This window comes from Pseudoalteromonas luteoviolacea DSM 6061, from assembly GCF_001625655.1.
Taxonomy (GTDB): Bacteria; Pseudomonadota; Gammaproteobacteria; order Enterobacterales; family Alteromonadaceae; genus Pseudoalteromonas; species Pseudoalteromonas luteoviolacea.
In genome coordinates, this window is the sequence record NZ_AUYB01000104.1 from 1 (window position 1) to 25,944 (window position 25,944).

Sequence of the window (25,944 nt, forward strand, 5' to 3'; positions counted from 1 at the left end):
TAGGATCACACAAGGTGAGACTGATTATCTTGAAGGTCAGGATTATAGGGGGTCAACCCCAGATCAATTTGGCTCCCAAAGTGAAGTGATGCTGACATTGGCCGAAGAGTCCCTTACATCATCAGAGGTTATATTCACTGAGCAGTTGTACACAGATGGTGAAATTCGAGGTTTGGTCTTTGCTGACAGCGATGCTAGTGGTATCTGGTCGGCTGATGAGATGGGTATCACTGGGATCACGCTAACCTTATCTGGGACGACAAAATATGGTGAGGCATTGGAGTTAGAGACCCAGACCAACAATCAAGGTGTGTTTACCTTTGCTAACTTGGTGGCGAGTGACAACTCGGGCTATGTAATTGTTCAGCAGCAACCCAGAGAGTTTAAAGATGGGGCTGAATCAATCAATGGTGTTGTAGTAGAAGATAACAACGATATGTTTACTGTGCATCTTGGTGTCAGTGAACAGCGGTCAGGCTATCATTTTGCAGAACTTTATCGAGGCAGGATCAGTGGTGCAGTGTTTGTGGACAAGGACTCGGATGGCTACTTATCTAGCGAAGACGAAGCGATTGAAAATAATGTAATCAGTCTTACTGGTTACGATTTAAATGGCCAACGCATTGAGCTAAAGACAACCACAACGAACAGTGGACAGTTTGAATTTACACAGCTACCACAAAGTGATGGTCAAGGTTACACCCTCACACAGACTCAGCTTGCGTTGTATGTAGATGGCTATGAATTCCAAAATGGCATTTTGCTTGAAGGCTCAAATCAGTCTGATGAAATATCAGGGTTGGTACTCACACAAGGCGCAGAGCTCACAGCACAAAACTTCACTGAAGGGTTTGGTATTGCTGTTAGTGGGCGTGTATTCCTTGATACTTCAGATTCAGGCCTTTATTCAGATCGCGTTGAAACTGTAATTGCAGGTAATGAGATAAAGCTGAGCGGGCGTGACCACAGTGATAACCCAGTGGAGCGCCGTGTTCTTACTAATGAGCAAGGTGTTTATTTATTCTCACAATTACCACCGTCTAATTCTGATGGCTACATAGTTTCTCAAACCCAACAGCCAAGTGCTTACCTAGATGGCCGCGAGTCAAAAAGTGGTGTCGTGATTGAAAATTCTAAGGGGGTTGACTCAATAGAAGTTGGTGTACTGAGAGAAATCAAACAATATGGGTATTTTGATTTCGCTGAATTACCGACCGCTTCAATTAGTGGGGAAGTATGGGTTGACGCAGATGAAAATGGTTTGCTGGAAAATGGTGAGCCGTTACGTATCGCTGCCGTTAAAGTGCGTTTAACGGGCACGACATTGGACAATCAAACGGTTGATATTCAAGTTTTGACTGATGAACTTGGTCGTTATGAGTTCAATTATCTATACCCAGGTACCTACCACATTAAACAAACTCAGCCAACAGCTTGGTTGGATGGCAAAGAGCAACTAGGCAACGGTGGCGGCCAAGTTGGTGAAGATCAATTTACAGACATCATAATCGCCTTAGGACAGCAAGCATCGGGCTACAACTTTGCGGAACGTGGCAGTGATCTTGCTGGAAGAGTGTATGTTGATTTGAATGACAATGGTACACAAGATACCTATGAGATGGGCCTCAGCGGCGTGAAATTGGTTATTGAAGGTGCCGACCTTGATAATCAACCTGTAAGTCGAGAGATACGCACAGATGCTTATGGTCGTTATGAGTTTGCTGATTTGCCATTATCATCAGCCAGTGGCTTCACAGTGACTGAATTCCAACCAGAAAATACCCAAGATGGGCTAGATAGTGTGGGCAATATAGGAGGTGTACTTGGTGATGATCAAATTTCGCAGATCCACATTGAGCGCCACGTAACCAAAGCTCATTCTTATAACTTCGGCGAGCAACTTATGGACCCCGCTAGTATCTCCGGTTTGGTTTGGTTGGACAAAAACCATAACCGAGAAAAGGATGACAGCAATGGTCAAAGTGGATGGATTGTTGAATTGCTTCCGGATCCTATGACGGGTGAGGGTAACCCGCTAGATGCAGAGCCTTTAGCGACTATTGAATCTGATGAGAATGGTGAATATACATTCTATGGCTTACCTGTCGGCACTTATGAGGTTAGATTCAGACACCCTAAAGGCGGTGTGATCTATGGACTACCTGTATCTGATGATCCAGATGCGAGTACAGAGAAAGGCACGATCTTAAACTTGCGTGTTAGTGCTGGAGAAAACGTTCAGAATCAGTCATTGCCTGTAGACCCATCTGGCGTCATTTACGACTCAAAGTTACGCCAACCAATAACGGGTGCCAAGATTAAGATAACGGGCCCACAAGGTTTTATACCAGAATTTCATTTGGTTGGTGGCGAGGCTAATGTTGAACAAACCACCAGCGATGATGGTTACTATCAATTCCTGTTATTTGCGCAAGCACCTGCGGGTATTTATGAGCTGCATGTAACTGCACCAAATGGTTACAAGTCACAGGGCTCAGAACTACTACCTGTGTGTAATAACACTTTGAGAGTGGGCGCGCGCGAACTACCTATTACTATTTACGTGGAAGAGACTGTTCCGACATTAGATGCACCGGAGCATGATCCAGACCTGTGTGCTGAGCATTCCGATCAAGTACTGCAAAATATGCATACGACGCAGTACTATCAAAGGTTTTACATTGAGCCAAAGTTGCCATCTGGCAATGTAGTTAACAATCATATCCCACTCGACGCATTTGGTGATGATTTGGTGAGCGTAAGCAAACAAGCGCTAAAACAAGATGTTGTTGTTGGCGAAATTGTGCCTTATCGCATTAAGCTGACTAATCAATCTGAGCAGTTATTGGCACCACTTACTTTTGTAGACCAACTTCCAGCGGGCCTAAAGTACGTTGAAGGTAGTGCGAGGCTGGATGGCCAAATACTCGACCCAACACAGACAGGTCGGCAACTACGTTGGACGGGTCATACATTGCAACCACAGCAGTCTGTGTCCATTGAGTTGTTGGCTGTTGTAGGCAGTGGTGTAAGCGAAGGCAAATACACTAACCAAGCTTGGGTTGAGTTTGTTGGCGGACTGTATCAGTCTGGGGGTAATAGAGTGTCTAATATAGGCACTGCAGCGGTTCAGGTTGTGCCAGACCCAATCTTCGACTGTAGTGATTTAAGCGGTAAAGTCTTTGACGATCGTAATCGCAATGGTTTCCAAGATGATGGTGAATTGGGGTTACCCGCAGTACGCCTAGCGACGGCTCAAGGCCTTTGGATCACAACAGATCAGTATGGTCGCTATCACTTAGCCTGTGCAGATATTCCACACGCTTCGAGAGGCAGTAATTTTATTGTTAAGCTGGATGAGCGTAGTTTACCGTCTGGATATCGTGTCATCACAGAAAACCCAAGAGTTGTACGTTTGACACGTGGTAAATCACAACAACTTAATTTTGCGGCGAGTATTCACAGGGTAGCCAGAATAGAAGTAACGGGTGAACTGTTTGCTGATGATGAGATCCAATTAAACCACCAGCGACAGATGTTGCAGTTACTAGATGTACTTAAACAAACCCCAACAATTTTACGTGTTGCTTATCAACTGACTGAAGAAGAGCACGTTAAAAAAGCCGATAAAAAACTAAATAATTTAGTAGCTTGGCTGAAAGTAAATGCTTCAAAGCGCCAATTATCTATTACTATTGAAACTGAAATGATCCCATTTTATATCCCTGCAATCCCTGCCACCAGAGCGGTAGGAGTAAGCAATGACTAGTCGCTTTATGCTTTCTCCCGTAGCAGCTTTTTGTTCGCTTGCGTTAACTGTGTCCGCCACAAGTACTGCGTTGACGCAATCTGAACTTACAAGTGCTCAAAGAGTCGTCAAAATGCCAGTTAATACAGAGCAAGTTCTAGTTCAAAAGCATTTTGTATTTAGTGGTTTATCTGAGCCTAAAGCGAAAATAGTGAAATTAGATCGCACTATTAAAGAGAATAAATCTGCTGAGTTTGTTAAGGACTCTGCGATTCGGTTTGTATCTGGTAAGCACTATTTAACAGGCACAACAAAGCTTGAGATGGATCGCATCATTGGTGCCTTACAGGGGAAGCAAGATATTAAATTACACTTTATTGGTCACGCCGATTCTCAGCGACTAAGTGCCAATGCAAAAAAGATCTACAAAACAAACCAAGGGCTATCTGAGCATAGGGCTAATATTGTTGCGGCCTATTTTCGAGAACAGCTTGGGTTGACAGACTCTGCTACCACAACCGAAGGCCGTTCCAATCGTGAGCCTATCGCCAGTAACTCGACACTTGATGGTATGGCAAGAAACCGCCGCGTAGAAGTGATTGCGATTTACACCGAAACACGCATAGTCGAAGGCACTCAAACGATTGATCCGCCGGTGCGCACGAATTTGTGTGGCAACCAAATTGAGCATAAAAGGCCATTAAATATCACTCTAGATGGTGAAGCGTTTGACCTTAAAGATGGTACTAATAACGCAGACAATCAACGTTGTGCAGACATGAATTTGGCCGGTTTTGATTTGCAGCTCAAGTATGACCCTTTAAATGCTTTGCCCAAGTTACATATTCAGCATGCCTTGACTAAGTCCGGTAATACGCTGATGTTAAACCTCAAAGGTTACAGTAACTACCACAGCTTTTTTGATTATGCTGAAGTACAAATCTTGGCACCCAATAGTCAAAGAGTACTGGCCAAAGTGGCGCTTGATGAATCATTGTCAGGGCGTTGGCGTTTACCGAGTAACTTACTGGGCATGAGTCTGCAATATCGCTTCAGAGTGTATAACAAGCAAGGTCGTTTTGATGAAACGAGCCTAGCTCAGGCAGACTTTAGACCCCGTTTTGCCATTGAACAGGCTAAACTAGACGGCTATTTAATGTCTGGTTACGGGCAATCTATGCTCGCAAAGCAAAACATTAAATTGCAAGGCGGAACATTAACGCTTTATGGTCGACAAGTTCCTTTACATCATCGAGTGTATTTCTTAGGGCGTGTTGTTGCGGTTAATCGCGAGCGGAAATTTGTTCATCAGCAAATTGTGGCAAGTGGATTTCATCGAGCAGAAGTTGCTTTGCTCAACGAGCAGGGGCAAGGCCATTTAATTCATCGTGATTTAGCCTTACCAACAAGTGACTGGTTTTATGTGGCGATGGCTGACTTGACCATAGGACAAAATAGTCACAATGGTCCGGTGTCTCTTTTGAGCAGCGACCACAACCGTGATGGCAACTTGTTTGCTGAAGGGCGCTTAAGTGGGTATATCACTGGAAAGTGGCAAGATGAATATCAAGTGACTGCACGCATCGATACACGCGAGCAACCACTTAACAAGCTGCTATCAGGGCTTCATGAAAAAGACCCAAAAAGCTTGTTCCGTCGCCTAGAAGAAGAGCAGTATCCGACAGAATATGGTGATGATTCTACCGTTATTGATGATGCACCGAGTAACGGGAAAGTATATTTAAAGGTAGAAAAATCAAAGTCCCATATATTATGGGGTAACTTCCATACACGCATCAGTGACACAGAGTTGGCACGTGTAGAGCGAGGTTTATATGGTTTGCAAGCTAGGTACGACAGTGAGAGCGTGAATTTAGATGGCGAGAGTAATACTCAAGTACAGGTGTTTGCAGCGCAAGCTGAAACCCTAGCTGCATATGAGTCCCACCGTGCTACAGGCGGTTCGCTATATTACCTACAACACCAAGATATTGTCCAGGGCTCAGAGCAAGTTGCTATTGAAGTGCGAGACAAAGTTACTGGCTTGGTACTGGTTCGAAGGAACTTAGCCCCAGGGCAAGATTATGATATTGATGCATTACAAGGGCGCGTACTATTGACTCGTCCGTTGTCTTCATTTGAACAAGATGATCTTCTAGTGCGAACAGCAAGCCTTGATAGCAATCCTGTTTTCTTGATAGCCCAATATGAATATACACCAGGTATAGATGGGCTTGATAACTTGACTTACGGTGCCCGATTCAGTCATTGGTTAAATGATAAATTCCAACTAGGCACGACAATTAGTCATCAAGAGCAAGCAGCGTTTGATGACAAGCTGTTGGCACTTGATGCAACGTACCGAGCAAGTGACAGTGCTTACGTTAAACTCGAAGTGTCTCAATCGGAAGGGGTTGGCAATGCGCTCAACTCTTTTAATGGCGGAATTAACTTTGCCGAGCAGCAATCATCCGATGTGGGTAAGCGAGCCCAAGCTAAACATATTGAAAGCGCCTTTGAACTGAGCGACCTTGGATTAAATGAGCAAGGCAAAGGCCAGTTTTATTGGCAACAGCTTGAGGCTGGTTTCAATTCTACAGGGAAAATCAGTCCTGTTGACACCCGTTCATTTGGCTCTTTCTGGGAGTGGCAAGTGAATGATAGTCATGCACTACACATAAAAATCGACGTGCAAGATGCACAAAGCCAACAACGTCGAGAAGCAGCTGAATTGGGTTATGTTTATAAACTCAATAACAATTGGTTAGTTAGCTCTGGTATACGCCAAGAAAAGAAAGAGTCGCAGCGCCAAGTAGAAAGCAACGCACAAAGTGAGTTTTCGGATCAGGGGCTGCGCACAGATGCTGTCGTGCAATTAGAGTACAAAGCTGAATATTGGCAGCCTTATGTTTATGCGCAGGGCACTTTGACACGAGCGCATACGCGTGATGCGAATAATCGAATGGGTGTTGGCGCTGAGATCCAAGTATCGGAGAACATTGCGATTAATGCAGAGCTTTCTGACGGTAACTTAGGCGAAGCCGGTAAGTTGGGCGCAAATTGGCAATACCATCAAGATAGTAATGTATATGTTGAATATCGCGTGGATCCGGATGGCGGTGACGTATTTTCCAATGGTAAGCAAAAGAATTGGGTAACGGGTACACGGCATAGATTTAATTCAGCAACCAGCGTTTATGCAGAGCAAATCTGGCTGCAAGATAGCGCACAGACGGGGCTCACACATGCTTATGGTATCGAACATCATTTTGCGGCGGGCTGGCAAGCAGGCCTTGGGTTTGAAGTCGGTGAGTTAGAACAAGGGGAAGATACAATAAGCCGGGACGTCACCACTTTTTCTCTTGGTTACCAAACTGATACTTGGCAGTGGCGTGGTGCTTTGGAATATAGAGAGGACGAAAATAGTCAAGAAACACGCACTTCTTGGTTAACGCGACAAAATGTGCAGGCCAAAATTAACACCGATTGGCGTGCGCAATTGAGATTTGACTGGGCAAAAAGTGATAGCTCCAAAGCTGATAGCCAACCAACAGGTGCGCTTAATAGCGACTACACCGAAGCGCAATTTGGTATTGCATATCGTCCTGTTGGCACTAGCCCTTGGTCAGGCTTGGCAAGTTTTACATTTCTTGAAGATTTAGCACCAGCATCGCAACTTAGCGGCATTGGACTAGACAACACACCGCAGCAACGGAGTAAAGTATGGATGCTTGACGTAGATTACCAACTTACCGAACGTTGGCGGCTTGGCACTAAGTTAGCTCAGCGAGTGGGTGAAGTAAGGCTAGGCCGAGATGCGGGAGAGTGGGTTGATTCTACTGCGACACTTGGTGTCTTCCGTGCGGATTACCATATGATGCATCATTGGGATGCAACCATAGAGTGGCGAAACTTAGCTGTTGACCTTGCACAGGATAGTCGCTCTGGCGCGCTGTTAGCCGTTCACCGCCATGTTGGTGAACACATGAAGCTGGGTATTGGTTATAACTTTACTAATTTTTCGGATGACCTGACCGATTTAGACTACGACTCTAAAGGGTGGTTTTTAAACTTAGTGGGTAAGTTTTAACTGAACTAAAAGAGGTTCTCCCGCGGGTACTGGATAGCATAATGAGATGTCATCCAGTACCTTTTATAAGCTTTTAATCTTAAAAATGGCGCTGTTAGGGGTTAGGTCATTATGCTGTTTTGCGTTAGAATATAGCTATAACTCCTTTAAACAGATAATGCATGCCAAAGCAGGATCCCTATCTCTCAAGAGAACAAGATAAATACGACAATCCGGTACCAAGCCGCGAATACATTCTAGAACACATTAAAGCCAGCACCAAAAAGACCAGCTTTAGCCAGTTGTGCCAAGCTCTGAATGTATTTGAAGAAGAGAGGCAAATTGCCTTTAAAAGACGACTGCGTGCGATGGAGCGTGATGGTCAACTGCACTTCAACAAATTTAAATGCTACGTCATTCCATGCGATGACGGTTTGGTAAAAGGCAAGGTGATTGGACACCGTGATGGCTTTGGCTTTTTAGAAGTGGAAGGTGAGAAAAAAGATTGGTTTATAACTAAGCATCAAATGGATAAGGTGCTGCATGGAGATCTAGTACTTGCCAAAGCAGCTAGTCGAGGCTCTGGAGGCAAAGTCGAAGCGCGCATTGTGAGAGTACTTGAAGGAGAGCGTGCGCCAATTATTGGACGATATTTTGTCGAACATGGCATGGCGGTTGTGGTGCCAGAAGATCCGCGTATAACCCAAGATATCGTCATTTTGCCAGGTAGTGAAAAAGGCGCTCGTCACAACCAAATGGTACAAGTAGACATTACCCAGCGTCCAAGCAAACAGATGAACGCAGTGGGTAAGGTTACCGATGTTATTGGCGATCATATGGCGCCAGGCATGGAAATCGAGGTCGCCCTAAGAAATCACGATATTCCGCATATTTGGCCACAAGCTGTTGAAGATCAAGTAAGTAAACATGGAGAGCATGTTGCTGAACGAGACAAACAAGGCCGCATTGATTTGCGCAACTTGCCACTATTGACGATTGATGGTGAAGATGCGCGAGACTTTGATGATGCAGTTTACTGTGAAAGAAAGCGCGCTGGTGGATGGCGTTTATGGGTTGCGATTGCGGATGTCTCTCACTATGTGGAAAAGGATAGCCCTCTAGACAAAGAAGCCATTGAACGAGGCAATTCAGTTTATTTTCCAGAGCAAGTGGTACCCATGCTGCCAAAGGTACTTTCTAACGGTCTGTGCTCTTTGAATCCACAAGTGGATAGGCTTTGTATGGTGGCAGAGATGACCGTTTCTGAAGCTGGGCGTTTATCTGGATATCGTTTCTATGAAGCGGTTATGAATTCCCATGCGCGCATGACTTATACCAAAGTACATAGCATTTTGCAGGGTGATGAAAAACTCAGACACGAATACGCTGAAGTTGTGCCTCATTTAACCGAGTTACATAACATGTATATGGCGCTGAAGTCAGCGCGCCAAGTACGTGGTGCTATTGAATTTGAAACATTAGAAACGCGATTTGTTTTTAATGCTTATCGTAAAATTGAGTCTATTGTACCCGTAGTACGTAACGATGCGCACAAGCTCATTGAAGAGTGTATGATTTTGGCAAATGTATCTGCCGCAAAACTGCTTGAAAAACATGATACAAGCAGCTTGTATCGTGTTCATGATGAGCCAGATCCAGAAAAACTTAGCCACTTCAGACAATTTTTACAAGACTTAGGCATCGAGAGTATTATCGGACATGAGCCGACGCCTCTTGAGTTGACCGAAGCTCTGAATGCGTTAGGAGAGCGACCAGAAACAGAACTGATCCAAACGATGTTATTGCGTTCTATGAAGCAAGCGGTTTATCAGCCAGACAATATCGGCCACTATGGTTTGGCACTAAAAGCCTATGCGCATTTTACTTCGCCGATTAGACGTTATCCTGATTTGGTTGTGCACCGTGCGATCAAAGGGATTTTAGCACAGCAGGGACAAACGGTTTCTGGTGCTTATGTCTATTCTGACGATGAAGCTGATCAGCTTGGTGAGCAATGCTCAATGACTGAACGCAGAGCCGATGATGCGACCCGTGAAGTTGCCGATTGGCTCAAATGCGAGTTTATGCAAGATCATGTGGGCAATGAATTTTCGGGCGTGATTTCATCTGTGACTAATTTTGGCTTATTCGTGCGCTTGGATGAGTTGCAAATTGATGGTTTGATTCATGTCAGCAATTTAGGTCATGAGTATTTCCAATTTGATGGAGCGAAGCATTGCCTCATTGGAGAACACAGTAAGACCGTTTATCGTTTAGGTGATAAATTAAGTGTGGTCGTCGCATCTGTCAGTTTAGATGAAAGGCGAATCAACCTTGCGCTAGCTGACGAAGCTGAACCGGATCGCTATGCGCGCAGACGCAAAAAGTCTAAACCAGAGAAAGCCGCAAATGGCAGTGTTAGAGCTCAGTTAAAAGCTGGAAAAATACCAGGCGGTAAGGCTGTCAAATCGGAAGAAAACGTAGAAAAAGACAGTAAAAAAGCGAAAAAACGTAAGAAAACCACACCAAAAGGTGTGTTGAAAAAAAGCAAGAAAACGAGCGCCTCAGGCGCGAAAAAGACCGCTAAAAAGACGACAGGTAAAAAAGCGAGTAAAGCGAAAAGACCTGGGAAAAACGCCCGTAAGCGACAAAAGAACAGTGCTGGAGCATAAGATTTGAGTAATGAATTAATTTTTGGCTTTCACTCTATTGAAGCCATTTTGGCAAAAGAGCCAGAGCGCTTTTTAGAAATCTACGCCTTAAAAGGGCGAGATGACAAACGATTAAGTGCGGTTGTTAATGAAGCGCGCAAATATGGTATCTCAGTGCAATTTATGCAAAGAAAAGCATTGGACAATAAAGCCAAAGGGGAGCAGCATCAAGGCATTATAGCCAATGTGAAGGCCCCAAGAGTCTTAAACGAAAATGACCTAAAAGCCATTATTGACGCGAATAGTGCACCGTTTTTTCTTGTACTTGATGGGGTAACGGATCCGCATAATTTAGGTGCATGTTTACGTAGCGCTGATGCCGCTGGTGTGCATGCCGTGATAGTGCCAAAAGACAAATCAGCCAAGCTCAATGGGACTGCGCGTAAAGTGGCTTGTGGTGCCGCTGAGACCGTGCCTCTTATTCAAGTGACTAACCTTGCAAGGACGCTGCGTGAAATAAAAGATGCGGGCGTATGGGTTGTAGGTACTGCTGGTGAGACCGAGAGTGAGATCTTTACGTCTGATTTAAAAGGGCCAATTGCAATTGTCATGGGCGCTGAAGGCGATGGTATGCGTCGATTAACGAGAGAGCACTGTGATTTACTTGTGAAAATCCCTATGGTTGGTACCGTCTCAAGCCTGAACGTTTCAGTAGCAACAGGTGTGTGCCTATTTGAAGTGCTACGTCAACGTCAGCTATAGCTTCTAATCACTGCAGACTCTAACTAAGCAGTAGAGTCTGTAGTGCGCTAAGTGAAGTAACCTGATAGGTTGGGTTAACATCTTCAGGACAAGTTATTCCCTCATGTTGCAACCAGCAACTGTCTATACCAAATCTATTGGCGCCCAGAATATCACTTTTAGGTGTATCCCCAACCATTAATACTTGGCTTTTATCTGGATTGCCTAACAGATCGAAAGTATGCTCAAAAACCAGAGGATCAGGTTTAGCCACGCCAACTTGTTCGGATATGACAACCTGATCAAAAAAATGACTAAAGCCGGTTTTGTCCAAACGTTTTTGCTGTAATGCACTAAAACCGTTGGTGATAATACTCAAAGAAGTATTAGGACTTAAAGCAGTTAAAAGTGACTTGGCACCTGGTAGTGGTGCACAGATTTGAGCCATTGAATTCAAAAAGCCATTGTTCAATGTTTCTGGTGAAACAGAGAGTTTATTCGCCCATTGTGTAAAGCGTGTTACCTGTAAAGTATATGCGTCGATTTCCCCTTGTTGATATTGTATCCACAATGGCGCATTTACTTTTTGGTACTCAGTGAAGTCTTCACGGCTAAAATTAATATCATATTGAGCAAATAGTGTTTTGAGGCCTAAATATGCATCGAAGTGAAACAACGTTTCATCAGCATCGAAGAGTATATGTGTGTATTTCATTATTTGTAGAGCTCTTGATGAATAAATGGAGCCATCGCTAACGTTAAGGCTTGTGTATAAGAGCTTTCCCGCGTTGCTAAGTTATTTGTTAGCAATCCTATCGCCCCGCCTTTTTGTTTGATGTTAGTGGTGTTAAAAACGCGATCCATGACATGGCCGAGCTCTTCACCCTGTTCTAGTGCGTCATATATTTGATTTGGCAAAGGTAAGTTGCAGCTTCGTCCAACAATCGACTGTGTATGATTTGCAATTACCACGAACGCAAATGTAGCAGCGCCATAGGCAAATTTAGCTGCGCCTCCTTCCATGGCGCAATAATAGTCTGCGCTGTGATTAGCTTTTAAGAAGGCCACACGGTTTTCTGCACCTGCGAGTGTATCATCTTCACCTAGTGGTTGATCTGCCACACCGCTTGGCGCATGCAGACCTTCACATTGGATCTCGCTTTCAGGGAAATAACGTTGAAATATAGTTTTTGCTGCGTTTATTTTTACTGGGTTTTTTGAACCCACAAGCACCTTTATCATAGTGTCTTTTTATTTATGAAATTTAATCGCTAGTGTACTGATCCCTGTAAGGATTACGCAAATTAAATTGGTAAATCAGTTGGCGCTAAGTTTTCATAAGCTCGCTTTTTAATTAGCAAGTCTTTGATAAGGGGAGTTAATACCAGCTCCATCGCTAACCCCATTTTTCCACCAGGGACTACCAAAGTATTTACCCTAGACATGAAACTCCCCTCAATCATTTGCAAGTAATATGGGAAATCCACATCTTCAATACCGCGAAAGCGTATTACTACAAAACTCTCATCTAAAGAAGGGATGTCTTTGGCACTGAAAGGGTTGGAAGTATCGACAGTTGGAACCCGTTGAAAATTAATATGAGTTCGTGAAAACTGCGGTGTAATATGATTTATATAATCATCCATACTGCGGACGATAGATGTCATGACGGCTTCTCGAGAATGCCCTCGTTCATGGGTGTCACGAATTAGTTTTTGGATCCATTCAAGATTGATGATTGGCACCATGCCAATGAGTAGGTCAACATGTTTGGCAACGTTATGTTGTTCTGAAACGACACCGCCATGAAGTCCTTCGTAAAACAACATATCTGTATTTTGTTCGAGATCTTGATACGGTGTAAATGTACCGGGTAATTGATTGTAGGGAACAGCATCATCAAAAGTATGTAAGTACTTACGTATTCTGCCGTTTCCTGTGTTTCCGTAGCTGGCAAACAACTCTTCCAGTGCTTCAAAATCATTGGCTTGTTGGCCAAAATAGCTTAAATGTTTACCTTCTTGAAGTGCTTCGCGTTTTAACTTGTCCATTTCAGGGCGCGTATAACGGTGAAAGCTGTCACCTTCCACAAACGCAGCTTTGGCATCAAGGCTTCGAAAAATATGCTTAATGGCGTTAGTCGTGGTGGTTGTGCCCGCACCAGAACTTCCTGTAATCGCTATGATTGGGTGTTGTTGTGACATTGAAACCTCAATGAAAGTTATCCAGAAATCAAAAAGAGATCTTATCAGAAGTAGTTATTTACGAACTTATCAATTCATATTCTGATGCCTGCTAGGCATGAAAATAATAGTTTTCAATTGCCTATTCGTTTTTCGATGTTACTGCAAGAGGAAAAATTCGCAAGCGCTTAAAGCGTCAATTTGATCTAGTTACTCTTTGAACTGACAAATTATTGGTTTTTGTGTCTTGTCCTAGGTAAGATCAAAAATAAAAAGGATGCACAATGATAGTTAAAACTCTCAAGGCACTGAGCGTGATTTGCTTTTTTTCGATGTTTACTGCATATGCAGCTATGCCCAAGAGTCAGATTTGGCTCGCTAAAGAGTCAAAGGACGGGTTTGTGGTTAAGCCGCTAACAACGCCTGATGCTTATCACAACCAGCCGCTAGTGACGGATAAAGGCGTGTACTACACAAAAGAATTAATGGATAAACAACAAACTCAGACGGATTTATTTTTCTATAGTTTTACAGAAAAAGCCCATGTCAATTTAACAAATACGCCTGTTTCTGAATATTCTCCTACGCTATACCCACATGGTGACGGTGTATCGGCAGTCGTTGTTGAACCATCAGGAGAGCAAAAACTGTGGTTTTACCCAAGTGATGATAGAGTGGCGCCGTCACGAATATTTGAACATTTAGAGCCAGTTGGGTATCACGTTTGGGGTAAAAACACGGATGTGATGATGTTTATTTTAGGGACGCCACATACATTGCAATTTACAGACTTAAATGGACATTTGCCAAAGCGGGTGGCGAGCGATATTGGTAGAAGCCTAGCGTATAATGCAAAAAAAGACGTATATAGTTTTACCTATACAGAAAATAATACGCATTGGTTTGCAACATACTCCAACCAATTACAATCGATCAGCAAACTTTTTGCCTTACCTACAAAAGTACGAGATTACACTTGGCTTGACGCAGACACCGTAGCCTATGCTATTGGTAGCCGCATATTCACACGCACAATATCGGAACCCAAGCGAGTTAGTTTATGGAGAAATCTACAGGATTATTGTACGGCAAACATCACTCGGCTGAGTTATAATGAGGGTACTCTAGCTTTTGTATGTCGTCAGTGAATCCTCACGAACACATTCAGTCAAAAGCGAAAATTGTACAAGTAAATTATATAGATTAGTAAGGTAAACATGGTTGTTTTAGTAACTGGTGGTGCAGGTTATATAGGGTCTCATACCGTTTTAGAACTTTTGAATCAAGGTGATGAAGTTGTTGTAATTGATAACTTAGCCAACGCTTCTGAGGTTTCATTGGAAAGAGTTTCCGAACTCACAGGACATGAGGTGAAGTTTTACCAAGGGGATGTTTTAGATAGAGCATTTCTTGATTCTGTATTTTCTGCGCACCAGATTGAACAAGTAATTCACTTTGCAGGCTTAAAAGCAGTTGGAGAATCGGTAGTAAAACCAATCGAGTACTATCAAACTAATGTGCAAGGCACTTTAACATTGCTAGATGCAATGCGTGCGGCGAACGTATTTAAGATTGTATTTAGCTCATCTGCAACCGTTTATGGTGACCCTACTAGCCTGCCAATAAAGGAAGATTTTCCCACTGGTGGCACAACGAACCCTTACGGAACATCAAAGCTAATGGTGGAGCTGGTATTAAAGGATTTGGCTGAGTCAGATCCTCGTTGGTCAGTCGCTATTCTACGTTACTTTAACCCTGTTGGTGCGCACAGCTCAGGTTTAATTGGTGAAGATCCAAATGGCATCCCAAATAATTTGTTGCCGTATATTACACAAGTTGCAGTTGGTAAGCTTGCCAGTCTAGGTGTGTTTGGTGATGACTATGATACAGCAGACGGCACTGGTGTAAGAGATTATATTCATGTTGTTGATTTGGCCATAGGGCACCTCAAAGCAATGTCAAAGCTGGCTAAAGACAAAGGTGTGCACATCTACAATCTAGGCACGGGTAATGGATATTCTGTTTTAGATATGATTAAAGCATTTGAAAAAGCATCTTCCAAAGCTATTCCTTACGAAATTAAACCTCGCAGAGATGGTGACATTGCTGCATGTTACGCTGAGCCTGAGAAAGCGTACAAAGAATTAGGCTGGAAGGCACAAAGGGGTATTAATGAGATGATGGCAGATTCTTGGAACTGGCAGAAAAATAACCCTCAGGGTTATGGGTCGTAAATTAGACAATTTCCCCCAGCTATTGCACAATTCTGAATATCACATTGTTAAGCTCACAAGCACTAGAGTTTGTGGGCTCGATATTTTAAATCCTAACCTAGTGCCAGTTCACTCAATGTTAAGGTTGTATTAGGTTTGTTTGCCTTTATGTAAAAAAGGTGGTTATTTTATATGAATAATTTTATTATAAGGAACTAACGCAATGAAACTAAAAAAAGTTAAGTTGAAACAATTGTCTAATCTGCAGTTATTAAAGGTGAAAGGCGGAAGTGCAAGTTCAGACCATTATGAACCGCCACAAGCAATGAGAGTCGCTGATTCAGGCTACAATAAGGCATCCTAGTCAGTATAATCCAGAATTGAAAGGAGTCGCGGAAGGTAAGACATGAATGAATTTTTCTACAATTTGGGATGGCTAATTAGGTTTTTTGAGCTACTTATCATTTGCTTTTTAATACTTAAATTTTGGAAGCATAGATTTAGTTTATTTTTTGGTGGAAAAGATAGTTTAAAAACGATAGATGATCATGAGCTCCATTCTTGCTTTTTAACAGCTTTATGCACGCTTCTATTCTACTTCATTGGTGTGGAAACCAGTGCATACATTATGTCTCTCCCAATGGAGAAATTTGCACTCAGACGTGTTTTTTACTTTTCCAAGCTGGTGATTATGGCCTCATTTATGGCAACTTTGTATATTCTGCACTCAATTAGGGGCTGCTTATTTTCCCGAGTGGCAAAAAGCATAGGTTACTTATCAATGTTTTCGGTGTCATTACATATGATGCAGCTGGTAGCGAGGGGGTACTTTGATTTTAATGGGTTATCACCGCTATACCAGTTTTCGGTTATGTTCATTAACGTTATGGCGTTTATGGTTATTGCTATTTACTCTGTAAAACTAATGATAAAAACCAAGTTTGACAGCTATAAAGAACTTGTAAAATGATGGATATGTTACGTCTTGAGTTCTGTGCTGATACCGAATATTCAACCTAATTATAGATATCAAATATGACCGCATGAGAGCAGCAAGAATGTTCAAGATGTATGCTGCTTTATCGTGTTTTTGCTCCTTCACTATAGGAGTTTTAAAAGCCTCTTTTTCGCCTTTTCTCGTTTTTTATACCCTGTAGAGCACTTCACATTTTTGCTGTGGCATTTTTACTGAAAAATTTACTTTCGTTGTGTATAATTACGCCCTTGGATTTCTCGCGAACTATGCATTTTTAGCGTGCTTCGCCAGATTTTAATTTCGTTTTTCAATTCTAAACGATGCCATTTCTAATCCCCAAGATATTGATCTTTTCGGCCCTATAGAGGGTGGTTTTAGTGTCTAATTCGGTCAAATTCAAGGGGGTTGAGGCGGATTGAGGTTGTATGCAAAACTCAGATAAATCAGGCGTTAGCCCACTAAACATAAGCGATTCGGCGTTTCGCCGCTTCTCCGTTGCACCGATGCTGGATTGGACGGATAGGCATTGCCGTACTTTTCATCGTAAATTAAGCAAACATGCGGTGCTGTACACAGAAATGATTACCACAGGTGCAATTATCTTTGGTAAAGGAGACTATCTAGCTTTTGGTGAGCATGAAATGCCAGTTGCGTTGCAATTAGGCGGTTCTGATCCTAAAGCATTGGCAGAGTGTGCAAAACGAGCCCAAGAGTATGGGTACAATGAAGTTAACTTGAATGTTGGGTGTCCGTCAGATCGTGTGCAAAACGGTCGTTTTGGTGCATGTTTGATGGCTGAACCCAAATTAGTGGCAGATTGTGTTGCTGCAATGAAATCCGAAGTATCTATACCAGTTACAGTAAAAACGCGAATTGGTATTGATGAGCAAGACTCGTATGAGTTTTTGACCAATTTAATTGAAGCGTCACATGAGATCGGGTGTGATGATTTTATTATTCATGCTCGAAAAGCATGGCTGCAAGGTTTAAGCCCTAAGGAAAATCGTGAAATCCCGCCACTCGATTATCCTCGTGTATATAAACTAAAACAGGACTACCCCCATCTTCATATTAGTATTAATGGTGGCGTTAAAACACTGGAAGAATGTGAGCATCATCTAGCACACATTGATGGGGTTATGGTCGGTAGGGAAGCATACAGCAACCCATTTTTACTGTCTCAGGTAGATGAAAAGCTCTATGGTGATAAGCCATTTAGCCAAACTCGTCATGAGGTGGTTCGCAGTATGTATGACTATTTTGAACAAGAGATGAGCCGCGGTGCGAACTTTTGGCACATAGCAAGGCATATGTTAGGTATTTTTCAGAATCAGCCGGGTGCGAGAGGGTTTAGACGTCACCTTTCTGAAAACGGGCACAAAAAAGATGCTGATATTAATGTTATGGAAAAAGCGCTGACATTTGTACCTGAAAACACTTAAATTGGTGTTGGCCATTAAGCTACTTATTGGCCAATTTCGCTAATACTTTGTGCTTCTGAACTAAATGAATTTCATGGTTTTTTGCTAACTATCTGAAATTATTTTACTTTTTATTTTGGCACAATGATTGGAATATTAAAGTCATTATATGTCTTAAAGGAACATGTTATGGCTTTAATTAATCGTATTGAAGATTTCATCAAATCGGAATTCAACGCACTTTTAGATAAATCAGAGTGCCCGAATAAATCCCGCCAATGCTCTTATCGAGAGCTACAAGACGCTTTGGACTCGTGCAGAGCGTTGTCAGCAAGACTTATCTGTGAAAAGAAAACGGTTGAGCGACAGATTAAACATCAAACTAGCCAAGCACAAGATTGGTATGACAAAGCCCAGTATGCACTGGAAAAAGAAAGAGAAGATCTGGCCAAAGCTGCAATCATAGAAAAGCACAAGTGTGAGCAATCTCTTGACCATGCGCAGCATCAGTTGAGTGAGTTATCTTCGGCGATAGAAAAATTGGACAGTGACATTGCGACTCTTAAAGAGAAAATTCACCTAAATACCCGACCAAATTCAACGCAACCGGTGAAAGAGCAAGCCGTTTTGGCACGGCTAAAAATCAAGGAATTATTGCACAACCCCGTGATCCAAGGAGTCGCTGCTCAACTTGAATTGTTGGAGAGGAAGTTGCAAAAAGCAGAGTCGAAAGTTGAGAGCTTTGAGGCAACGGAAACACAAACAAATCAAACAAAGAGTGCGTTTAATGAATTGCTCAAACATGAAAAGGTAGAATCTACGCTGAAGTCTTTAAAGGAAAAGCTGGCTTCTGCTTCATCACGCACGACAACAGCTAATTAGGAGGCCACATGGATTCGCAATATTACAAATCTCAATTCCAAAAAGCGCCAAAGAAAAAGCTGGCAGGAGTCTGTATTCAAATTGCTAAGCGATTTGATTTACCGGTATGGCTAGTGAGGGTTTTGCTTGTATTACTCGCATTGAAATTTACATGGCTTTGTATTGTTGGTTATGGGATAGGTTGGTTGTGTTTGTCAGATGACAGGTAGGAGAAATTATGAAAGCGGCAGTTGCTATTGTATTTTTGTTGCTGGCTTTGTCAGCAATGTCCTGGCTTTCTGCTCCAGTTGCAGTACTAAGCATGCCTGAATTCGTTTATGAAATGAGTTGGGTAGGAATGGAACTTGGCGGGTTTTTGGCATTGATCTTAGTGTTTTTTGCGGTGGTTGCGTTGCTCAGTATAGGAATACTGGGTGTTGGTTTAGTAGTGCTCATTGGGCTAGTGTTAGCGCTGTTATTCGGATCAGTCGTAATTGCTTTACCGCTGTGTTTGCTGATTATATTCGCGTGGCTAATTAGTGATGAGTGGTCATTGTGTTAGGGCATAGGTAGATGGTTATGAAATGAGTATTTTGCTGTGAATTCAGTGTATAACAACGGTATACTTAGCATATCCAATACTGGTTTAGTCAGAATTATAGGAATCCAATCATGCTTAGAACTGTTGCACTTATCTCGCTTGTTTCTTTCTCTGGTTATGGCATTGCGCATAATCATCAACATGATGGTCACCAACATGGTGCTCATCAACACGCCCAGCATAATTCAGCAAGTCTTCAGGTTTCAAACGCAAAAATTCGCGCGTTTTTACCGGCCGCAAAGTCAACTGCTGGTTATATGACCATAAATAATGGTACGAAAGAGTCAGTTACCATCGTAAAAGCAAAGATTGAAGGACTGGGCCGTGTTGAAATTCATGAGCATATACATAGCAATGGCATGATGAAAATGCAGCCAGTCAAAAAGCTAGTCGTACCGGCAAATGGACAAGTAGAATTCAAACCTGGTGGTTACCACCTGATGGGCTTTGAGCCAAAAGTAAAGTTAAAAGTAGGCGAAACCCGTAAACTCACACTATATTTTTCAAATGGTGAGAAAGTTGAAAATGAAATTAAAGTTGTTTCTCTAAAAGATGCGTTTTCATCTGAGTCACACCATCATCATTAGGAGATAGGATGAACGAACATAAGGGCAAGGTATTCTCTGCACTCGCAGGATTGCTGTTGATTGGATATATTCTTGCGGTGTATTGGAGTTTTGAACCTGAGCAGTTTGATGTTGTTGAGCGAGCAAAAGCACAAGCCCAAGAACAAAATGCAAAGCTTGTAACTGGCTATGTAACAACCAACACTCTAATAGAGGTGATGCAGACTTTGCTAGATAAGCCGGGTGGGTACCTGTCAAATGATGTGCTGCCACCGAGTGTTATAATGGACAATATGCCAGCTTGGGAATTTGGTGTGTTAGAAATGTCACGGGATTTGGCATTGTCAATGCGAAAAGACTTTAGTCGATCGCAGTCACAATCTACTGAGCACCCAAGCTTAAAAAAGGCGCAGCCAAAGTTTAATATCAGTTCGACTGCATGGATTTTACCAAGTGCAGAAGGTGAATACCAAGTAGGTATAAATTACTTACGTGAATATCAGACTCAAATTGCTAATCAGGCTGAAGTCGGTAGCCAATTTTATGCGCGTGCTGACAACTTAAGAGGTTGGTTAAAAGAAGCTGAAAAACGCCTGGGAAGTTTGAGCCAGCGTTTAAGTGCAAGTGTAGGGCAAGAGCGTATTAATACAGATCTAGCCGGAGACAGCGCGGCTTTGCAAGCGACTTCAGGTATGGAGCAAACAATAGTAAAAACGTCTTGGTGGCAAATAGATGATGTTTTCTATGAGTCTCGCGGTGCCACATGGGCGCTTATACACTTTTTAAAAGCAGTAGAGCATGACTTTTCCGATGTATTAGAAAAGAAGAATGCTAAGATTAGCTTACAGCAAATTATTCGGGAGCTTGAGGCAACTCAAGAGACAGTATGGAGCCCGATGATTTTAAATGGTAGTGGTTTTGGATTTGTTGCTAATCACTCGTTAGTGATGGCTAATTATATTTCAAGAGCGAATGCGGCTCTTATAGAACTCAGTGAACTTTTAGCGCAAGGATAAAAAAATGAAAAAGTATTGTTTAGCGGCAGCGTTGTCTTTGGCTTGCCTTACACCTGCAGCACATGCTGATACTTTGTTAGGTTTGTATTTGGGAGCCGAAGGTTGGCAAAGTGAACCGGAAGGTAGCTTTGCAGAAAAAGGTAACCTTCAAGAGTTTAACTTTGAAGATGAGACATACACAAGTTTATACGCCTCATTGGAACACCCAGTTCCTTTAGTGCCAAATGTTAAATTGAAGTACACTGAACTTGAGTTAACAGGTAATACAACTCTGACAGACACCTTCGAGTTCGGTGGTAGTAACTTCACTGTTGGTACAACTGCAAATACAGTAGCGGATTTAAGCCATATTGACTACATCCTGTATTACGAGTTGTTTGACAATGATCTGGTATCTTTTGACTTTGGTATCAATGCGAAACAGTTTGATGCAGACGTTACTGTAACTGGTGAAGTAAACGGCGCCCAAGTAACAGAAACTGTGGATTTTTCAGGTTTCGTACCCCTTGGCTATTTACGTGCAGAAGTTGGACTCCCGCTGACTGGATTGAGTGTGTTTGCAGAGGGCAGCTTACTGGCCATTGATGATAGTAAAATTCAAGACTATCAAATTGGCATTGCATGGGAGTTTATTGATAACCTAGCGGTTGATGTGGCGTTAAGAGCGGGCTATCGCTCTCTTGTATTAGAACTTGATGACATTGACGATTTTGATTCTGATATTGATGCATCAGGTCCGTTTGCAGGGTTACAAGTACACTTCTAAATCGACTCAATAAGATTCAAAGTCAGGTTATCGGTCTCATCTATTCTTGCTCTATGAGGCCGATGACTGTTTTGTTATTCCCACACTAAGTTGAACTCTTCTTCTAATGTTTTGCTCAGAAGTTGTTTGTAAGCCTTATTCACTGGTGTGTTAATTAGTTTTTTTAACTCATCTCCTGTTTGAGTCAGCTTATAATAGCTCAGTACCAAGTCATTACTTTTCGCTTCAAAATTTATTCTTTTATTTTGATATACCAGAGTTAATGACTGTCCTTTTTGTAAGCTGGCAGATTCAATCTCTTGTCTGTACATCAAATTGATATCCATCAAGGTTAGGATTTGTGGAAAACTTAAGCCAGCCTGTGACAAATTCATGGTCTCTGTACTGCCTTTACGCAGCAAATCTAATATTGAAGGCTTTTTGTAATATCCAAGAATAATGAGATAACTGTCTTCTTTTTCCAAGTAGCCACAGAGGGATGCACACTTTTGTAACGCTTCAGCTTCCCTTTGCGTCATTAACTTGAGAGTTTGTAAGCTCTTTATGGAAAATGTGCCAGGAGCAATTGATTCACCTACCAATATTTTTGCCCAGAGCTTTTGCATTGTTTGATTTGCAATGTCTTCGGCGAGTGTAATGAAATGCTCAAGCCAATCAGGATCAGGCCTACCTCGGCTTGTAACATCAGGACATAAGGTTAATGACATGCCCATAATGCTTTCAATGTTTTGTTGGCGCTGAATACGCTGCAGTTGGCTACGTTTTAAAGCTCTTTTTAATGTTCCGTGAGGGCTTTGAATAGAGAAGTTATTCTGCGAAGTTGTGTGACTATAACGGCTGTTAGTGGAAACAGGTTTAACTTGCTTTGTCATGGCGTAGCCGAGCTTTTCTTCAATTAGTAAAGCCAAACTGGATCGAGCTTGCGCATTCTTTATAGTCATTTTTTAAGACTCTACCTGTTGTAACCGAAGTTCAGAACTCATTTCGTTTGCTGCGGTTTGGAGTATTTGCGTTAAGTAATGTTTGGTAAGCAATGCGATTAGGCTACCAATAATGGGAGTCAGTACTTCGCCATTTACGTTTATAGTGACTTGATTTAAGGTCGGTTGCAATGCTATTTGCAACCGAGCTTGGTGCTCTTCATTAAAGCGCAAATGAAATTGCACTTCGTTGTTTCGACGTGAGACAAGTGTCGCGTCGACTTTTCCTCTTGCGTGTTCAAATGCTACAAAACCGCCAACATTTTCGCTATTTTCGAGTGAAATTAAATTGATATGACTTGACTGTAGAACGTTAATTGCCTGTACCCACTGCTTGGTCGAAAGCATGAATTCAGATCTCTGCGCCGATTGCTCTGTGAAAGGGACTGTTGTTGATATTTGGTACGTGGTTGGCAGTGCATTTATAGCAAGTAGTATGAAAACAAAAGCAAAAGCTGCACATTTAAGAGTTGTTTTAAATAGCTGCACAACGCCACCTTTGTCGTTTTATTTGCGTATGAAGCAAGCGCAAGTATTTGAACATCGTCTATAATATTACTTAGGTGTTAATGGATGCGGATCGTGATAGTAAAAATCTATCATATTTTATAAGATGAACCATAGAGAAAGCTGCTCTTGCAGATAATGATGTGATTTAGCATAAGGTGGATGATGGCGTCTGAGCAAGAAGATTTTTTGTTTGCAGATCAAGAAGTGTCTCACGAGGCCCAAGAGGTTGATACTGGCTTTTGGGATGTATTGGTTGTGGATGACGACCCAGAGATCCATTCAGTGACCAAACTGGCTTTATCTGGTGTGGAGTTTTGGGGAAGAACCTTACGCTTTCATCACGCCTACTCAGGTCAGGAAGCTGTGACAGCGTTAAAAAACAACCCAGACGTTTGTGTGTTGCTTCTCGATGTTGTAATGGAAAGCGACGATGCAGGGCTAAATGTTGTTAAACAAGTCAGAGAGGATATAGGTAACCATGCTGTGCGAATTATTCTGCGCACAGGCCAACCAGGCTATGCCCCTGAAGAAAAAGTTATTCGTGAATATGACATCAATGACTATAAAATGAAAACGGAGCTGACAAGAGGAAAGCTCGTTACCTCATTGATGACTGCAATACGATCATATCAACAGATATGTGAACTTGAGCAACAAAGTGTTGCGTTAACAAATATCTTAGAGGCTTCACAAGCTATTCTGGGTCATACAGATATGGTGTCTTTCAGCCAAGCTGTGGTGCAACAGATAGCGAAAATTATCGGCGCGCCAGAAAATGGCATTGTTGCGGGGATTACGGGTAGCTCACGAGTAATTATTTTTGGTGGTACACAAAATTACGTTGAGTTTTTTGGAGACGGATTAGAACAGTTAGACAACGGTCGAGTTATAATGCAGGTTCAAAACTGCTTTGATCGAGAAGTTCATCAACATACTGAACACGATATTACTTTTTTATTACAAGGTAAAAGTCGCAGAGCGGCTATTTATATTGAAATAGATCACTCACCTAGTGCTGCCCAATTGCAATTTGCTGAGATATTTCTAGCAAATGTCAGTGTTGGCGTTGACAATATTAAATTAATAAATGAATTAAGAGATGTTGCATATAAAGACACTCTCACTAGACTACCAAATAGAGCAAATTTCGTAGACTCCATCGCTAAATATTATCAACCTGATAATGATGGGCTGGTTTTTGTGCTACTCGATATTGCTCAGTTTTCTGATATTAATAATGGTTTGGGGCAGGAGGTTGGTAATCTATTGTTGCTTGCGGTCAAAGAGCGTTTGCGACTGGAGTTTCCAGAATGCCAGCTGTTATCTCGCATTGGGGCAGATGTTTTTGGACTATTGTTACCCTCGCACACTTTTGATGAACAAAGATTTATAGAAGCCATTACAGTTCCCTACCAAGTTGGAGAGCATGTGCTGACTATGCACTTCCATATCGGCGTATGTAATCAAGCAGATTTTCATCCACTTGGTTTAGAAACCTTAAAGTTGGCTTATATTGCGCTCAATCAAGCTAAGCAGGCGCGAACAGTTCTTGATAGATATACACCCGATCTAGAAGAAAAAATGGCATGGCGACTGGGTTTGATTCGCCAATTGAGACAAGACTTTGAATTAAATAAGCTGGAAGTTTGGTATCAACCTCAATTTAGTCTTTCTTCAAACAAAGTCATTGGATGCGAAGCATTATTACGCTGGCCATCTGGTAATGGGGATTATATTTCTCCAGGGATCTTTGTTCCGCTGGCAGAAGATGCAGGCTTAATTGTTGATATTGGACAGTGGGTGTTGGAACAAGCGTGCAAATTACAACAGCAATTTACCGAACGAGGGCTCGATCTGAGTGTGGCTGTGAATGTTTCAGTGCCCCAGTTCAAGGTAAGTAATTACGCGGAGCTTGTGAAAGAAACTATTTTAAACCACGGTGTAGAACCAAACAAGATTGAGCTAGAAGTGACTGAAAGTGTGGTAATGGATGAGATTAACACAGTTATAGAGACACTAACCGAGCTAAAGTCTTTTGGTGTTGAAGTGGCTATTGATGATTTCGGCACAGGCTTTTCCTCTCTCAGTTATCTTCAACAACTACCTTTGGCACGTTTAAAAATAGATCGCGCTTTTGTGAAGGATATTCCTGATACGGATAGTGGAGCAATAGCTGAACTGGTGATTTCTCTGGGCCGTCATCTTGGTTTAAAAACAATCGCAGAGGGAGTTGAAACGCAAGCTCAAGCAAAAATTTTAAAAGATTTAGGCTGTGATGAAGTACAAGGATTTTTACTTGCTAAACCGATGCCTAAAAAAGAGCTATTAGAGTTTTTAGCACAAAACACTTAAAGGTATTCCGACAATAGGTGTTAGCACTCGCTGCACCTTCTTTTTTATTTATAAATATTAATTTTTTAATTTAATATTTTTCCCCTTTTTAAATATTAATTTTTTTATAAATTAGTGTCTCGATATTAATATTTTTATTTTTTGCAATAATCAAGATTTTGTTTTTTGGGTTATTTCTTTTCTTATTTATAAAGTTACAAGTTTTTTTCCGTAATATATGCAATGTACCTATTTACATGCTGTTGACTGTAGGTGGGTAAATTAGTAACTTCTATAACGTGGGATGAAGA

At 42.0% G+C, this 25,944-nt stretch carries 21 protein-coding genes; 16 read left to right on the top strand and 5 right to left on the bottom strand.

Annotation, left to right across the window (positions count from 1 at the left end):
• From N475_RS13490 to rlmB, 4 genes are all read left to right on the top strand, one after another.
• Positions 1-3,769: SdrD B-like domain-containing protein (locus N475_RS13490; RefSeq protein WP_155732579.1), on the top strand; the 3,769-nt coding region annotated here is incomplete at its 5' end.
• Positions 3,762-7,838 (top strand): OmpA family protein, encoded by a 4,077-nt coding sequence (locus N475_RS13495; protein ID WP_063365428.1) that lies wholly within the window; start codon positions 3,762-3,764, stop codon positions 7,836-7,838. The genes N475_RS13490 and N475_RS13495, both read left to right, overlap by 8 nt.
• 161 nt (positions 7,839-7,999) lie before the next feature.
• Positions 8,000-10,489, top strand: a complete 2,490-nt coding sequence (gene rnr, locus N475_RS13500; RefSeq protein ID WP_063355626.1) for a ribonuclease R — start codon at positions 8,000-8,002, stop codon at positions 10,487-10,489.
• Positions 10,490-10,492: 3 nt separating this feature from the next.
• The gene (gene rlmB, locus N475_RS13505) at positions 10,493-11,230 is read left to right on the top strand and encodes a 23S rRNA (guanosine(2251)-2'-O)-methyltransferase RlmB (RefSeq protein WP_063355625.1); all 738 of its coding nucleotides are present in this window, start codon (positions 10,493-10,495) and stop codon (positions 11,228-11,230) included.
• A gap of 19 nt (positions 11,231-11,249) precedes the next feature.
• Here the strand turns inward: rlmB and yjjG are convergent, their stop codons facing one another.
• From yjjG to N475_RS13520, 3 genes are all read right to left on the bottom strand, one after another.
• Positions 11,250-11,924 carry a pyrimidine 5'-nucleotidase gene (gene yjjG, locus N475_RS13510; RefSeq protein WP_063355624.1) on the bottom strand — a complete coding sequence of 225 codons (675 nt, stop codon included), beginning with the start codon at positions 11,922-11,924 and terminating at the stop codon, positions 11,250-11,252.
• Positions 11,924-12,451, bottom strand: coding sequence for an inosine/xanthosine triphosphatase (gene yjjX / locus N475_RS13515; RefSeq protein ID WP_063355623.1), 528 nt, complete (start codon positions 12,449-12,451; stop codon positions 11,924-11,926). The genes yjjG and yjjX overlap by 1 nt, the downstream gene beginning before the upstream one ends.
• Positions 12,452-12,513: 62 nt before the next feature.
• Positions 12,514-13,413 (bottom strand): phosphoribulokinase, encoded by a 900-nt coding sequence (locus N475_RS13520; RefSeq protein WP_063355622.1) that lies wholly within the window; start codon positions 13,411-13,413, stop codon positions 12,514-12,516.
• Between the two features lie 263 nt (positions 13,414-13,676).
• Here N475_RS13520 and N475_RS13525 point away from each other — a divergent pair, with 263 nt between their 5' ends.
• The 10 genes from N475_RS13525 (at position 13,677) to N475_RS13570 (ending at position 21,812) form a co-directional block, all read left to right on the top strand.
• Entirely contained in the window at positions 13,677-14,540 is an 864-nt protein-coding gene (locus N475_RS13525) for a hypothetical protein (RefSeq protein ID WP_063355621.1), read from the top strand.
• Between the two features lie 69 nt (positions 14,541-14,609).
• Positions 14,610-15,626 (top strand): UDP-glucose 4-epimerase GalE, encoded by a 1,017-nt coding sequence (galE, locus tag N475_RS13530; RefSeq protein ID WP_063355620.1) that lies wholly within the window; start codon positions 14,610-14,612, stop codon positions 15,624-15,626.
• A 202-nt stretch (positions 15,627-15,828) separates the two neighbouring features.
• The gene (locus tag N475_RS25510; RefSeq protein ID WP_155730823.1) at positions 15,829-15,969 is read left to right on the top strand and encodes a hypothetical protein; all 141 of its coding nucleotides are present in this window, start codon (positions 15,829-15,831) and stop codon (positions 15,967-15,969) included.
• 1,037 nt (positions 15,970-17,006) lie between these two features.
• Positions 17,007-18,023 carry a tRNA dihydrouridine(20/20a) synthase DusA gene (dusA, locus tag N475_RS13540; protein ID WP_063355618.1) on the top strand — a complete coding sequence of 339 codons (1,017 nt, stop codon included), beginning with the start codon at positions 17,007-17,009 and terminating at the stop codon, positions 18,021-18,023.
• Positions 18,024-18,191: 168 nt separating this feature from the next.
• Positions 18,192-18,884 carry a PspA/IM30 family protein gene (locus tag N475_RS13545; RefSeq protein ID WP_063355617.1) on the top strand — a complete coding sequence of 231 codons (693 nt, stop codon included), beginning with the start codon at positions 18,192-18,194 and terminating at the stop codon, positions 18,882-18,884.
• A gap of 8 nt (positions 18,885-18,892) precedes the next feature.
• Positions 18,893-19,093 carry a PspC domain-containing protein gene (locus tag N475_RS13550; RefSeq protein WP_063355616.1) on the top strand — a complete coding sequence of 67 codons (201 nt, stop codon included), beginning with the start codon at positions 18,893-18,895 and terminating at the stop codon, positions 19,091-19,093.
• Between the two features lie 8 nt (positions 19,094-19,101).
• Entirely contained in the window at positions 19,102-19,425 is a 324-nt protein-coding gene (locus tag N475_RS13555; RefSeq protein ID WP_063355615.1) for a hypothetical protein, read from the top strand.
• 110 nt (positions 19,426-19,535) lie between these two features.
• Complete coding sequence (locus tag N475_RS13560) at positions 19,536-20,051, top strand: copper chaperone PCu(A)C (RefSeq protein WP_063355614.1); 516 nt, start codon at positions 19,536-19,538, stop codon at positions 20,049-20,051.
• 8 nt (positions 20,052-20,059) lie between these two features.
• Entirely contained in the window at positions 20,060-21,046 is a 987-nt protein-coding gene (locus tag N475_RS13565; RefSeq protein ID WP_063355613.1) for a DUF2333 family protein, read from the top strand.
• A 4-nt stretch (positions 21,047-21,050) separates the two neighbouring features.
• Positions 21,051-21,812, top strand: a complete 762-nt coding sequence (locus tag N475_RS13570) for a TIGR04219 family outer membrane beta-barrel protein (RefSeq protein ID WP_063365429.1) — start codon at positions 21,051-21,053, stop codon at positions 21,810-21,812.
• Positions 21,813-21,886: 74 nt separating this feature from the next.
• Here the strand turns inward: N475_RS13570 and N475_RS13575 are convergent, their stop codons facing one another.
• Positions 21,887-22,753, bottom strand: a complete 867-nt coding sequence (locus tag N475_RS13575) for a TIGR03899 family protein (RefSeq protein ID WP_063365430.1) — start codon at positions 22,751-22,753, stop codon at positions 21,887-21,889.
• Positions 22,754-22,756: 3 nt separating this feature from the next.
• Entirely contained in the window at positions 22,757-23,140 is a 384-nt protein-coding gene (locus N475_RS13580; protein WP_142050827.1) for a hypothetical protein, read from the bottom strand.
• Here N475_RS13580 and N475_RS25515 point away from each other — a divergent pair.
• Together N475_RS25515 and N475_RS13585 are read left to right on the top strand one after the other, a co-directional pair.
• Positions 23,139-23,345, top strand: coding sequence for a hypothetical protein (locus tag N475_RS25515; RefSeq protein WP_142050824.1), 207 nt, complete (start codon positions 23,139-23,141; stop codon positions 23,343-23,345). The genes N475_RS13580 and N475_RS25515 overlap by 2 nt on opposite strands.
• A 119-nt stretch (positions 23,346-23,464) precedes the next feature.
• On the top strand, positions 23,465-25,654 hold the full coding sequence (locus tag N475_RS13585) for an EAL domain-containing response regulator (protein WP_063355609.1): 2,190 nt from the start codon (positions 23,465-23,467) through the stop codon (positions 25,652-25,654).
• Positions 25,655-25,944: the final 290 nt, after the last annotated feature.